Source organism: Terriglobales bacterium (assembly GCA_035573675.1).
Classification (GTDB): Bacteria; Acidobacteriota; Terriglobia; order Terriglobales; family Acidobacteriaceae; genus DATMAB01.
In genome coordinates this window covers 1-12,478 of the sequence record DATMAB010000012.1, presented here as the reverse complement: position 1 = coordinate 12,478, position 12,478 = coordinate 1, and the positions used below count along the sequence as shown (strand labels likewise).

12 protein-coding genes and 1 tRNA gene are annotated in these 12,478 nt (G+C 62.4%); 3 read left to right on the top strand and 10 right to left on the bottom strand.

The window, feature by feature from the left end:
• Positions 1-7: 7 nt before the first annotated feature.
• Both VNK82_04005 and VNK82_04000 read left to right on the top strand, forming a co-directional pair.
• A complete protein-coding gene (locus VNK82_04005) occupies positions 8-1,285 on the top strand; it encodes a hypothetical protein (protein ID HXE90109.1) in 1,278 nt (425 codons plus the stop codon).
• Between the two features lie 223 nt (positions 1,286-1,508).
• Positions 1,509-2,054, top strand: coding sequence for an O-acetyl-ADP-ribose deacetylase (locus VNK82_04000; protein ID HXE90108.1), 546 nt, complete (start codon positions 1,509-1,511; stop codon positions 2,052-2,054).
• Positions 2,055-2,466: 412 nt separating this feature from the next.
• Here the strand turns inward: VNK82_04000 and VNK82_03995 are convergent, their stop codons facing one another.
• Entirely contained in the window at positions 2,467-3,108 is a 642-nt protein-coding gene (locus VNK82_03995) for an MBL fold metallo-hydrolase (protein HXE90107.1), read from the bottom strand.
• Positions 3,109-3,264: 156 nt separating this feature from the next.
• Positions 3,265-3,834 (bottom strand): TetR/AcrR family transcriptional regulator, encoded by a 570-nt coding sequence (locus VNK82_03990; GenBank protein HXE90106.1) that lies wholly within the window; start codon positions 3,832-3,834, stop codon positions 3,265-3,267.
• 489 nt (positions 3,835-4,323) lie between these two features.
• Between VNK82_03990 and VNK82_03985 the strand changes: the two genes are divergently transcribed.
• Positions 4,324-6,054 (top strand): hypothetical protein, encoded by a 1,731-nt coding sequence (locus VNK82_03985; protein HXE90105.1) that lies wholly within the window; start codon positions 4,324-4,326, stop codon positions 6,052-6,054.
• A 170-nt stretch (positions 6,055-6,224) separates the two neighbouring features.
• Here the strand turns inward: VNK82_03985 and secG are convergent, their stop codons facing one another.
• The 8 genes from secG to VNK82_03945 all read right to left on the bottom strand — a co-directional run bounded on the left by secG (position 6,225) and on the right by VNK82_03945 (position 11,704).
• Complete coding sequence (gene secG / locus VNK82_03980; GenBank protein ID HXE90104.1) at positions 6,225-6,578, bottom strand: preprotein translocase subunit SecG; 354 nt, start codon at positions 6,576-6,578, stop codon at positions 6,225-6,227.
• Positions 6,579-6,653: 75 nt separating this feature from the next.
• A tRNA-Leu gene (locus tag VNK82_03975) sits at positions 6,654-6,738 on the bottom strand.
• 101 nt (positions 6,739-6,839) lie between these two features.
• Positions 6,840-7,589, bottom strand: a complete 750-nt coding sequence (gene tpiA, locus VNK82_03970) for a triose-phosphate isomerase (protein ID HXE90103.1) — start codon at positions 7,587-7,589, stop codon at positions 6,840-6,842.
• Positions 7,590-7,712: 123 nt separating this feature from the next.
• Positions 7,713-8,921: a phosphoglycerate kinase gene (locus tag VNK82_03965; protein ID HXE90102.1), complete on the bottom strand. Its 1,209-nt coding sequence runs from the start codon at positions 8,919-8,921 to the stop codon at positions 7,713-7,715.
• Positions 8,922-9,017: 96 nt separating this feature from the next.
• Entirely contained in the window at positions 9,018-9,377 is a 360-nt protein-coding gene (locus tag VNK82_03960) for a four helix bundle protein (protein ID HXE90101.1), read from the bottom strand.
• A gap of 55 nt (positions 9,378-9,432) precedes the next feature.
• Positions 9,433-10,443, bottom strand: a complete 1,011-nt coding sequence (gene gap / locus VNK82_03955; protein ID HXE90100.1) for a type I glyceraldehyde-3-phosphate dehydrogenase — start codon at positions 10,441-10,443, stop codon at positions 9,433-9,435.
• Between the two features lie 192 nt (positions 10,444-10,635).
• Entirely contained in the window at positions 10,636-11,214 is a 579-nt protein-coding gene (locus tag VNK82_03950) for an AbiV family abortive infection protein (protein HXE90099.1), read from the bottom strand.
• A gap of 82 nt (positions 11,215-11,296) precedes the next feature.
• On the bottom strand, positions 11,297-11,704 hold the full coding sequence (locus tag VNK82_03945; GenBank protein ID HXE90098.1) for a group I intron-associated PD-(D/E)XK endonuclease: 408 nt from the start codon (positions 11,702-11,704) through the stop codon (positions 11,297-11,299).
• Positions 11,705-12,478: the final 774 nt, after the last annotated feature.

Here is a 12,478-nt window from a genome sequence, read left to right as displayed (position 1 = left end):
TCTGCTCGTGCCCCTCTCTGCCTTTGCCGACAAGAAGGACGACCTCTACAAGCAGGCCCAGGCCGCTGCTTCCGCCGGCAAGGTCGAGGACGCCGCCCGCCTCTACTGCCAACTCGCGGGCATGGACGCCAAGTACAAGGACGCGCAGATGAACTGCAACGTCATGAAGCAGGAGGCCGAGCGCGAGCGCAAGCGCAACGAGGACCGATTCCAGGAAGGCGTGGCCGCCTTCAACGCCGGCCGCTGGGACGACGCCGAGCAGAAGTTCCGCAACATCCGCGGTGGTCCGCGCCTGGAGGAAGCCCGCCAGTATCTCTCCAGCCGTATCCCCGCCGCTAAGGCCGCCAAGGCGGCGGAAGCCAACGAATCCGCCATGAGCGCCAGGTTCGACGACGCCGTCGGCGCTTACACGCGCAACGACTTCAACTCCGCCCGCAGCCTCTTCGGCCAGATCAGCGGTCGCCGCGAGAGCGAAGCCCGGAACTACCTCAACAAGATTCGCGAGTACGAGCAGGCCATGGGCGAGGGAGACCGCCTCGCTTCCGCCAGCAATTTCCGCGGCGCGCTTCAGTCCTATAACGACGCCGCCACCATCAAGCCCGATGGCCCCGGCGACCCCCGCGCCAAAGCCTCGCGTATGCAGGCCGAACTCGCCAGGGCCTCGGCTCCCACGCCCACTACGACTGCGCCTCCGGTCGCCACCACCGCCACCGCGACGCGCCCGCCCGTCACCTCTGCGCCCCCGGGTCCCACGCCCAGCCGTGTGGTTGAAGCCGCCGTCAAGGAGCCCGCCCGCCCGACCATCGACACCGCCAAGCTCATGCGCGAAGCGGAAGCTGCCAAAGCCGCCGGCAACATCGCCGCCGCCCGCGGCAAGTACCTGGCAATCCTCGGCACCGACCCCAGTAACCGCCAGGCTCGTCTGGCCCTCGAAACCTTGCCCAAGGAGGAAGGGCAACAGGCTCCCAAGGCCACTTCCGAGGCGGACGTCATGTTGGCTCGCGCCATCGGCGAGTTCTATCAGGGCAAGTACGACCAGGCCGAAGTCCACATCCGCGACTACCTCGAGTTCAACGGTTCCAAGACCGCGCTCAGCCAGTTCTACCTGGGCGTGACCAAGCTCACCCGCTATTACCTCAACGGTGAGCGCTCCGACGAGCGCCGCCTCATCAACGAAGCCAATGACCACTTCAAGGTGGCCAAGAAGACCGCCGGCTTCAAGGCTCCGGACAACCGCCTCGTCTCGCCCAAGATTCTCAAGGTTTACGAGAGCGTCACCCCTTAGCCCGTCTCGTCGCTCCCCGTGTTGGAGCGACAGGGTGGGAGGCTTTTGCTCCGTGTTCCTCTGTGTCCTCTGTGGTTATCTCCGACGGTGCCCCATGTCTGCGCCACGCTGTTCGGCGCAGACGTGGGGTTGCCTTCGTGTCCTTTGTGGTCCAGCCTTTCCAACTGGAATCTCACTGTTTCCCAATGAGCGAATGAACAAATGAGAAAATGAATCAATCCCCATGTCCTATCGGATCGGCTCCGCCACCATCGACCTCCTCCAGGGCAACATCGTCCATCAGGACGTAGACGCCATTGTCAACGCCGCCAACACTTCGCTGCTCGGAGGCGGCGGCGTCGATGGCGCCATCCACCGCGCCGCCGGCCCGGAGCTGCTCGCCGAGTGCCGCGTGCTCGGCGGATGTCCCACCGGCGAGGCCCGCATCACCAAGGGGTATCGGCTGAAGGCCCGCTACGTCATCCACGCCGTCGGCCCGGTCTACGGCCGTCGCCCGCGCGACGCCGAGCTGCTCGCCGCCGCCCACCGCAACGCGCTCGAGCTGGCCGCGCGCCACGGCCTGCGCTCCGTCGCCTTTCCCGCCATCTCCACCGGCGCTTACGGCTACCCCCTCGATGAAGCCGCCCCCATCGCCCTCACCACCGTCCGTGACTTCCTTGCCTCCCAGGGACAGAGTGAGCACAAGCAGATCGAACTCGTCCGCTTCGTCCTTTTCGACGCCCAGGCCCTCTCCGCCTTCGAACGCGCCGCCGACCGGCTGTTTTCCTGACACCCTGCTGACAATCTCATGGCTGCTGAGGGCTTCCTTTGGTGTTGACGTCTTCTGGAAATTATTCTGGGTACAAGTGGAAAATCACCAAATCGAGGAGCGTGCCCCACCCTTATCGCTCCCGCTGTTGGAGCGATAGGGTGGGCTCCGTGTTCCTCTGTTGTCCTCTGTGGCTAGCGCCGACGGTGCCCCATGTCTGCGCCACGCTGTTCGGCTCAGACGTGAGGGAAGTGTCTGCCTGCGACCCGACACCTGCGACCTGCTACCTAAGTTCGGGGGTGCCCCACCCTTATCGCTCCCGCTGTTGGAGCGATAGGGTGGGCTCCGTGTTCCTCTGTGTCCTCAGCGGTTAGAGCCGACGGTGCCCATGTCTGCGCCACGCTGTTCGGCGCAGACGTGGGTTGACGCGCGCTTACAACCTCACCAGCCCCAACACGAACGGATTCGTCTCCCGCTCGCGTCCGATCTGGGTCAGCGGTCCGTGCCCCGGCACCACCAGCGTCTCGTCCGGCAGCTTCATCACCCGCTCGCGCAGCGACTCCATGATCTTGCGCGACGACCCGCCCGGCAGGTCCGTCCGCCCGATGCTCCCCGCGAACAGCGTATCGCCCGCAATCAAGGTCTTCTCTTCCGGGATGTACAGGCACACGCTGCCCTCGGTGTGTCCCGGCGTGTGCATCACCTCGGCCCTGATGCCGCCCGCCCGCACCGTGGCCGCATCTTCCAGGCCGGCGTCGGTCTCCACCTTCCCCGGCGGCTTCATGCCCAGCCAGCGCGCGTGCTCTTGCAGCAGGTTGAGGATGGCGTGGTCGTTCTGGTTCATCAGCACCGGCGCTCCCGTCGCCGCCTTGAGCTTCATGGCGCCGCCGATGTGGTCGATGTGCGCGTGCGTGATGACGATCTGCTTCACCGTCAATCCATGACGGCTCACGACCGCAAGGATGTCTTCGATGTCATCGCCCGGGTCGATGACCATGGCTTCGCGCGTGCCCTCATCGCCCACGATCGAGCAATTGCATTGCAACGGCCCCACCGGCAGGATCTCGTGGATCATGTCTTCATGATAATTGCGCCGCGTCCTTCGCCGCGCTCAATCGTGCCGGTTGCCTGTAGGGAAGGCACACATGGCTGAAGTCTGAAGACGGACGACTGAAGACTGAAACCGGACGTGGAACGGCTGAATGCTAAGGGCTGATTGCCAAGTGCTGTCCTACTTCCTCACCACCGAAGCCAGAAAGGTCTGGAACACGCTGCGCATGTCCGTCTCCGTGTAAGCGGCAGGGAAGCCCGAAGTCTCCGCCAGCAGCCGGTCGCGGAGCAGACCCTCGAAGGTTCCCATCAACGCAGAACGTACTGCCTGGGGCGGCAGCCGCGGGTCGAGTTCTCCCCCCGCGGCCATCTCCTCCAGCACGCCATCCACGATGCCGATGAATTCCAGGAACCCCGGCACGAGCACCGTCATGTGTCCGTCGCCCCGCACCCGCCGGGCCTCCAGCAGCATCAGCTTGCGCAAGGCCTCGTCCTGTTCCAGGAAGCTCAGCACCATGTCCCGTAGTACGCGCATCCTTTCCCGTGGCGAGGCGATGCTCCCCAGGGCCAGCCGCAGCGCCGGGTTGATCCTTTCCCAGGCGTCCTGGAAGATGGCCGCCAGCACTCCCTGCTTGTCTACGAAATGCTTGATGAGCTGTGACTGGCTGGTACCCGCCATGCGCGCGATGGCGGCCGTCGTCGTGGCCTCATATCCCCGCTCCGCGAACAGCGTCTTGGCGGCTTGCCGCAACCTGTCCCGGCTGGATGCCGCGCCCCCCGCGGTTCCCGCCTTCGCTGGCTTCGCCTTTTTTGCCCGCCGGCTCATCCTTCCCCTGGTATTCGTGCAACTACATTCCGTAGTTCGAATACTAACCCGCGAGTCCCGCCGGAGCAATGCTCTCCCCGGGTTGTGCACTGTTTCCTGGTGCTCCCCGCGCCGTCGCAACCTCAGCCGGAAGCTCCTTTGGCGAAGCTAAGGCATTCATAGCAATAAGGTTACGGTTTCGGCCTGTCCTGCTATCCGGACCCATAGTTACCACACAACCATTTATGCCCTGTCGGCAACCAAAAAGCATAGTAGTAGCACCACCATTCATCTCACACATGTGGAGCCAACGCTATGTCCTCCCTATTGGGATTTCACACCTACGCCGGAAAGTTGTATTGGGGCCGCACGCAGCACCCGCTCCTGAGGCGGCGCCCCATCACGTCCACACGCTGTCTTCCTGCCCTGACCCTCGTGGCCGCATTTGCGCTTATCGTGCCGGCCTCAGCGTCCACCCCGCCGGCCAGTACCGTCACCGTTCCCACGACCGCCGGTTCGACGGTCACCGATGCTTGGACAGGCGAGGTATTGCCGGGCGCGAACCCCGCCAGTACCTGTTCGCCGGTTTCCTCTTCACCCGTCGACCAGCATGTCGTCACGGTAAACGTCCTGCCCGGTACTTACGAGTCCATCAACGCTGTGTTCACGTTCAAGATCACATGGAATCCCAGCTCAGGCGACACCGCAACCAACGATCTCATCTTGACCGTGGTCGGTCCTGATGGAGATATTGGCTCCAGCGACGGCGGCGATCCGCAGGAGACGGTGACCGTCAGCAACCTCCCCGCCGGCGACTATCGCGTCCTCGTCTGCGGTTTCGCCAACGTCCTGCCGCAGGGCTACGGCGCCAGCCTCCAAGTCACGACTACGACGGGCGGCACGCCTCCTCCGGTCTTTCTGCCCGGACCCGGCAAGAAGTGGGGCGCTCCCGTCCGGGTCACCCCCGAGAACGGCCATGGCTATGAACCCACTCTGTTGGTCGACAAGTATGGCAATGCCTTCGCGACTGCCCACAAAGAGAATATCGAGCTGGTCATCTCCCCGGACCCGAACTCTCCGGACGGCCTCCGCAGCATGTCCTGGATGTGGTTGTCCCTGGACAACGGCCAGACTTGGGGCAACGCGCCTGGGCTCACTCCGCTCAGCCTCGAAGATCAGCAGCCCGGTGACGAGGGCGACCTCGCCTATGACGACGCCGGCCACGTCTATTTCGTGGATACCTACCTGGCCGACATCACCATCACTCGCTGGACCACCAACGGCCTGGGACAGGTGTTCTTCGACTTTACTCGGCCCATCCTTCCTTCGCCGGAAGCCGACGATCGTCCGTGGATCACTGCGCACGGCAACGGCCATGTCTTCTACTTCTCCAACGATGCTACCAAGGCCATTGATGGTGGTCGGTACAGAGTCCATGCCTCATACGACGGTGGAATCACTTGGGATATCGAAGGGAAGATCCTGCCCGACTCCGGCTGGTGCCGGCCCGCCGCCGACCACAGGCCGAATTCCAAGCTGGTCTACGCGGCATGTACCAACGACGCCGGACTCCTGTATTCCTACGTCAGCACCGACGACGGCCAGAACTGGCAGCGCTACGTCATGGGCGCCTACAACGATGGCGACGACACGCAGAGCTACCCCTCTATCCAGGTAGCCCCGGACGGCACGGTGTGGGTCCTTTACCTGGATTCGGATGACGTAATGCCCCCTGCCAACCCGCTTCTGGACTCCGCCATCCCCAACACCAACCGTCTCTTCCTCTTCCGCTCAACCGACCAGGGGAAGACCTGGACCCGCCAGGAGATCACGCCCGTCCGTGGCCGCTACCAATACGCCTGGCTGGCTGTGTCGCCCGACGGCAAGAAGCTCGGACTTGCCGTCTACTTCCGCCCAGACAACACCTTCGCCTGGAGCGTTGCCGGCGGCACCTGGAATGCAGGCGGGAAGTTCGATGCCAAGAGCTTCGTATCCCTGGATCCCGACCATCCGGTATCGCCAGCCGATCGCACCGAAGCGCCCGGCGATTACCTGGGCAGCTACTTCTTCCCTGACGGCAAGCTCGGAGTGGTGTGGACGCGGTATGTCCTCTGGACTGACGCGGCTACCCTGACCCGGGATATCTACTTCATCCGCCAGCGCTGACGTTGTATCCGTCGGCCTCAACAGACGTCTCGAGGCCCACGCAAACGCACCGGGCTCCACAGCATTCGCTGTGGAGCCCGGTGGGAAGTCGGCCGCGCCACCTTCCGCAGCGCGCCTTTCTGGCTGACCACGGAAGATTGGCGGCTGCTGAGTGCTGACGGCTGAAATGCTTACTGTTGCGGCGTCGCCGGTGGCTGGGCCGGCTGCTGCGCGGGCTGCTGGGCAGGCGGAGCGGGTTGCGTCTCTGTCGCGGCCGGCTTTTCGCCCTCCAGCACCGAACCGCTGCCTGGCCTCTGCCGCGTGTACAGCATGGTCAGGGTGATCGAAGTCAGCAGGAACACGATGGCCGCCACCGTCGTCGCCTTGGAGAGCAGCGTAGCCGTCCCTCGCGGCCCGAACGCCGTCTGGCTCCCCATGCCCCCGAAGGCCGCCGCGATGTCCGCACTCTTCCCATGCTGCAGCAGCACCACCACGATCAGGAACAGGCAAACCAGCACGTGCACGATGGTCAACGCAAGGATCATGTCTTCGCGGCCTTCTCCTTAGTATTCTTCACTCTTCACCATAAGTCATCTTCGGGCATTCCTCGCTCTTCACCATGGTGCGGAAGGCGGGATTTGAACCCGCATGCCTTTCGGCGCCACCCCCTCAAGATGGTGTGTCTGCCAATTCCACCACTTCCGCACGGTGCCACACCGGACGCGCCTCAGCGACGCACGAGGAGGGAAGAGGGAGAACTCACTCCCATCGAGATTATAGCAAAGCGCTGCGGCGGGCCGGCCGCGCTAATACTTCACAATGGCAGCGAAGGACCTGGGGTCGAGGGAGGCGCCGCCGACCAGTGCGCCGTCGATCTCCGGCTCCGCCATCAGGGCAGAGGCGTTGTCGGGCTTGACGCTGCCACCGTAGAGGATGCGCAACCCGTCGGCGAAGGTTTGGCCGAAGGATTTCGCGGCCTCGTGACGGATGACGCCGTGGGCGTCGGAGGCCAGTTGCGGAGTGGCCGTCTTGCCCGTCCCGATGGCCCACACCGGCTCGTAAGCAATCACCAGCTTCGCGGCTTTTTTCGCGGAGATGCCGCGGAAGGCGCGCGAACACTGTCGCCGCAGGACGTCCTCGGTCAGCCCGGCTTCGCGCTCTTCGGTCACCTCGCCGACGCAGACGATAGGGATCAGGCCGGCCTCCAGCGCGCGCTCCAGTTTCTTGTTCACGCTGTCGTCGGTCTCGCCGAAGTACTGCCGGCGTTCGGAGTGTCCCAGGATGACGTGGGTGCAGCCGACGGCGGTGAGCATCCCGGCTGAAATCTCGCCGGTGTAGGCGCCCTCTTTTTCCCAGAACATGTCCTGGGCGCCCACGCCCAACGTACTTCCGCGCACGGCTTCGACCAGGGCCGGCAGGCAGACGAAGGGCGCGCACAGCGTGATCTCGTCCCGGGTGTGCCCGGCGATGAGCGGCAAAAAGTCGCGCACGAAGGCCTGGGCCTCGGCCGGGGTCTTGTACATTTTCCAGTTGGCAGCAATCAGTTTGGTTCGCATAAGGGGCAGCACTCAGCAGTCAGCAATCAGCATTCAGTAACAAGCGATAAGCAATAAGCAGTAAGCAGTAAGCGAGAAGCCCACACCCAAAAGCCAAAAGCCAAAAGCCAAAAGCCTAGAGCCTTATTTCTTGTCCGTCAGCGCCTCTACGCCGGGCAGTTTCTTGCCCTCCAGGAACTCGAGCGACGCGCCGCCGCCGGTAGAGATATGCGTAATGTGGTTGGCGACGCCGGCGGCCTTGACCGCGGCCACCGAGTCTCCGCCGCCCACGATGGAAACTGCGCCGCGGTTGGCGGCCACGGCCTGGGCCACGGCCATGGTGCCGGCGGCGAAGGGTGCGACCTCGAACACGCCCATGGGTCCGTTCCACACTATGGTCTTGGCCTTGGCGATCTCGGCCACGAACGCGCTCACGGTTTCCGGCCCGATATCGAGGCCCATCTTTTCGTCGGGAATGCCACTCTCGCCTACCACCGAGGTCGTCGCCGCTGCGTCAATCTTTTCCGCGATGACGTGATCGACGGGCAGCATGAACTTCACGCCCTGCTCGTTAGCTTCCGCCAGGAGGTTGCGCGCCAGCACCAGCTTGTCTTCCTCGACCAGCGACTTGCCGACCTTGATTCCCGAGGCTTTCAGGAAGGTATAGGCCATGCCGCCGCCGATGAGCAGCGCGTCCACCTTGGGGATGAGGTTGCGGATGACCTCGATCTTGTCCGACACCTTGGCGCCGCCCAGGATGGCGACGAACGGATGCTCGGGACTCTCCAGCGCCCGGCCCAGGTATTGCAGCTCTTTTTCCATCAGGAATCCGGCCGCGGATTTCTCGACGAACTTCGTGATGCCGACCGTCGAAGCGTGCGCGCGATGCGCGGTGCCGAAGGCGTCGTTGACATAGAAATCCGCCAGGCGGGCCAGCGCGCGCGAAAAATTCTCGTCGTTCGCTTCTTCTTCGGGATGGAAGCGCAGGTTCTCGAGTACCAGCGCTTCACCGGGCTTGAGCTTCGCAACCAGGGCCTCGACGTCCGCGCCCACACAATCCGGCGCAAAACCCACGTGCGCGGCGTACATCTGCTCCTGGTCGAGCTCGGCCAGACGCTCAGCCGCCGGCTTCAGGCTCATCTTTGGGTTGGGCTTGCCCTTGGGACGGCCGAGGTGCGAAGCCAGCACCAGCCGCGCCCCATGGCGCAGCGCATAGTCAATGGTGGGCAGGGTCTCGCGGATGCGGGTGTCATCGGCGACCTTGCCGTCGTCGGAGAGCGGGACGTTGAAGTCGACGCGGGTAAAAACTCTCTTGCCTTGCAGCGGTAAGTCTCTGATTGAAAGTTTGGGCATCTCTATCTGTTAGCACTCAGCATTCAGCAATCAGCATTCAGCCAAACCGAAGCATTCAGCGGTCAGCACTCAGCAGTGCACCCATGCACAGCGCAACTATCGCTCAGAGTTCACTTTAGAGATCAAGGCAGCGAGCATGCGCTTGACTTCAAGAACTCGAGCCACACCTCGCTTGTATTCTTCCGGGTCGATGAGTTTCAGGTCCCTTGCAAGCAGCAGATGATATTCCAACTCGCACGCGGAGCCCATGGCTATATAGAGGAACCGTGAGAACTCACCGTTTCCACTTCGCCCGCAGCCTTCGGCAATGTTCGCAGGTATGGACGAGGCAGCGCGGCGGATCTGCGCGGTCAAACCGAAGCGTTCGTCGACGGGAAATGCTGCTGTGAGTGAGTAGGCTTCAAGGGCAAACGCATGCGACTTCTCCCAGACCTTCAGGTCATGAAAGTCCTTCACGTTGACCTCGTAGACGCATTGACTGAATGCTGACTGCTGATTGCTGATTGCTTCTTTACAATCCCTTTCCCGCCAAGTAGTGAATGAGGTCTCTCACCCGGCACGAATAGCCCCACTCGTTGTCGTACCAGGAGATGACCTTGACGCAGTTGCCGGCGACCACGCGGGTCATGGCGGCGTCCACGATGGAGGAGCGCTCGTCGCCGCGGTAGTCCATGGAGACCAGTTCGGCCTCCTCGTAGCCCAGGTAGCCCTTGAGCGGCCCGGCCTCGGACGCTTTCTTCATCGCCGCGTTCACTTCTTCCGCGGTGGTCTTCTTCTCGACGAACGCCACCAGGTCGACGACGCTCACGTTGGGCGTCGGCACGCGCATGGCGAAGCCGTCGAGTTTCCCTTTGAGCGCGGGAATCACCAGGTGCAGCGCCTTGGCCGCGCCGGTCGAAGTCGGGATCATGGAGAGCGCCGCCGCCCGCGCCCGCCGCAGGTCTTTGTGCGGGAAGTCGAGAATCACCTGGTCGTTGGTGTAGGAGTGGATGGTGGTCATGGTCCCGCTGACGATGGTGAAGTTGTCGTGCACCACCTTGGCGATGGGCGCCAGGCAATTCGTGGTGCAGGAAGCGTTGGAGATGATGTGGTGCCTGGCCGGATCGTAGGCGGTCTCGTTCACGCCCAGCACTACGGTGATGTCTTCGTTCTTGGCGGGCGCCGAGATGATGACCTTCTTCACCGGGCCGCGCAGGTGCTTTTTGGCGTCATCGGCGTTGGTGAAGCGCCCCGTGGATTCGACCACGATCTGCGCCCCGACCTGCTCCCACGGCACCTTGGCCGGGTCTTTCTCGGCGAACACGCGCGTGCTGCGGCCATCCACCACCACGCAGTCCTGCCCCGCCTTCACGTCGTTGGGCAGATTGCCCAGGATGGAGTCGTACTTCAGCAGGTGGGCCAGCGTCCTGGGGTCGGTGAGGTCGTTGACGGCCACGAACTCCAGGTCTTTGTCGCCGATGGCGGTGCGGAAAATGTTGCGCCCGATGCGGCCGAATCCGTTGATGCCGACTTTGATTGCCATATGTCCTCCGGGAGGTGCGCCGTGCGACACGCGCGCGGGGCTGGAATGAGGAAGGGAAATGCTAACACCGGGGCGGCGATCTGGTCATCTGGTCATGTCGTCATCGCTAGCGCAAGAACTGGGCCTGAGGCTGTTTTCACCAGCGATAGGCAATAAGCGATAAGCGATAAGCAATAGGCGGACGCACTGGATTCAAGGCCAGATGTCGCTTGTAGCTTCAAGGGTCTGCCGGAGGTCCAATCGAACGACCTCGGCTTCGACCTCGGAGTCTTGCAAGAGTCCGAGCAGCAGATTGCGGTAGTTGTTTCCAACGTTGAGTAGAAGGTGATAGACGTCTTGGGGCCCAATACTCGTCGGCGTGCTCCAACTACTGCAGTCGTCCGACGGCTCGACATATTGAGCCCTTGTTCTCAATTCGTGGAATCTTCTCGGTGTACGGCCCTTGTATGTCTCGGCCGCTCTCAGGAGAGCATCTATGTCGTCTAGGCTGGTCGATTGTGGCAGTTGGTGCTCGATGATAGTCAACGCACGACGCAATCGTTCCTCATGTTTTGGCCTGCGTTTAAGCTCGGCACATTCGGGAAGGCTGGGTGACAAACGTAAATGCCGTAGTCCAATGGCCTGTCCTATGTGTTCGGCAGCAATCACGCCCAGAATGCAGCTACTTGCATATTTCTTGTGGCGATAAAGAAGAATCGCATCCGAGAGAGACTGATGAGCGGCTTCGAGAAAGCGAACTATGCCTTCGGCCAGATAAGAAGTGGCGACCATAGAATTAGGTCCTTTCTAGATTTTACGAAACAGGGCAAGAAGTGCCGTTGCCGAGTTTGTGTGCAGGCTGCTCCGCACGATCCTACCCCTGCAGCAACATCCAAGCCTCGCGGAAGCGTTCGAATTTGCGGCGGCTGGTGCGGTGGGGGCAGAGGCGGATGGTCGTCGCGGGCGTGAAGGCTTCGACGGGAATCAGGTACCAGGTGTCGAAGGGCTGGACGTAGGCGGCGAGGAGGTCGATCTGGGCGCCGGTGTACGGAGTCTTGGCGCGGTTGCCGCTGCCGGAAGTGATGCGGTAGCTGTCGCCGTCGAGCTGGGAGACGGACTTGACCTGGGTACGGAAGAGGCGGCAGCCGTTGTCGACGACGAAGTCGTACTTGGCGCTGTCGCCCCAGGGCTTGCAGACGGTAAGGCCGAGAGAGACGGCGCGGGCGAGGAACACACTTTCGGCGGCCTCGCCCTGGAGCTTGGGGGGAAGGCGAAGGGACATGATTGGTTTCTCGTTTCAGGTTTCTGGTTCTGCGAAGAGCAGGTGTCAGGCGGGAGGAGGAAGGAAGTGAATTGAATCAGTAGGTCAATGAGTCATTGAATCAGTGGAACGCCCCACCACAAAGGACACTGAGGTCTCACGTAGGAGCGCAAGGGCGGCGGAACAGGTTAACCAGCAGAAAAGCGCGGCGAGAGGCCCGCGCGTCCTTTCCTCACTATCTAAGTTCAGGATAGCATATTGGAGGGGACCAAAGCGTCAAACTTAAAGTTACTTTATTGTCCATGTTTACAATGAAATGCGTGGAATTGTTAAAGTGACAGGCCTTGACAAGTGATTCCCGAATCGGGACGGCCGCAAACGGTTGGAAGGAAAGGAGTTGAGGCAGCGAAGGTGGAACAGGCCCGATAGAAAATAATTATATCTTCGAGATTAGGCTGGGAGTGACCCGCTTGTTGTCCCAAGAGCCGCGGGAATGGGGTGGCGTAACTGGCGACGGATCCCTTTCTTGTCATCCTTCGGCCCCGACAGATGGCGGAGCAAGTCCGCCACGGCGGACGCGCGGACGACAGCAGTCGGGCCAGGCCGAAGGATGACGTTTTTGGTATTCGCATTCGCTCGATTTGAGCGAGGCGGTTGTCTGCCTACGAGCTGCCTTGTTCCGCCTGGCCCTGATTTTGACGTGACCCCCGTCACTGCGCTCCTCCACACCCTCCGGCTAGGCTGAAGCTGCTCTCAGAGGCGGGGAGGCACTGGTCCGCCCGGAGCGAGGCCCGC

What these genes read in the sequence shown, in the direction of transcription:
- VNK82_03965 (HXE90102.1), bottom strand. Translation starts at nt 8,921, where the DNA reads ATGCCCAAACTTTCAATCAGAGACTTACCGCTGCAAGGCAAGAGAGTT.
- secG (HXE90104.1), bottom strand. Translation starts at nt 6,578, where the DNA reads ATGATCCTTGCGTTGACCATCGTGCACGTGCTGGTTTGCCTGTTCCTG.
- gap (HXE90100.1), bottom strand. Translation starts at nt 10,443, where the DNA reads ATGGCAATCAAAGTCGGCATCAACGGATTCGGCCGCATCGGGCGCAAC.
- VNK82_03995 (HXE90107.1), bottom strand. Translation starts at nt 3,108, where the DNA reads ATGATCCACGAGATCCTGCCGGTGGGGCCGTTGCAATGCAATTGCTCG.
- VNK82_03945 (HXE90098.1), bottom strand. Translation starts at nt 11,704, where the DNA reads ATGTCCCTTCGCCTTCCCCCCAAGCTCCAGGGCGAGGCCGCCGAAAGT.
- VNK82_04000 (HXE90108.1), top strand. Translation starts at nt 1,509, where the DNA reads ATGTCCTATCGGATCGGCTCCGCCACCATCGACCTCCTCCAGGGCAAC.
- VNK82_03950 (HXE90099.1), bottom strand. Translation starts at nt 11,214, where the DNA reads ATGGTCGCCACTTCTTATCTGGCCGAAGGCATAGTTCGCTTTCTCGAA.
- tpiA (HXE90103.1), bottom strand. Translation starts at nt 7,589, where the DNA reads ATGCGAACCAAACTGATTGCTGCCAACTGGAAAATGTACAAGACCCCG.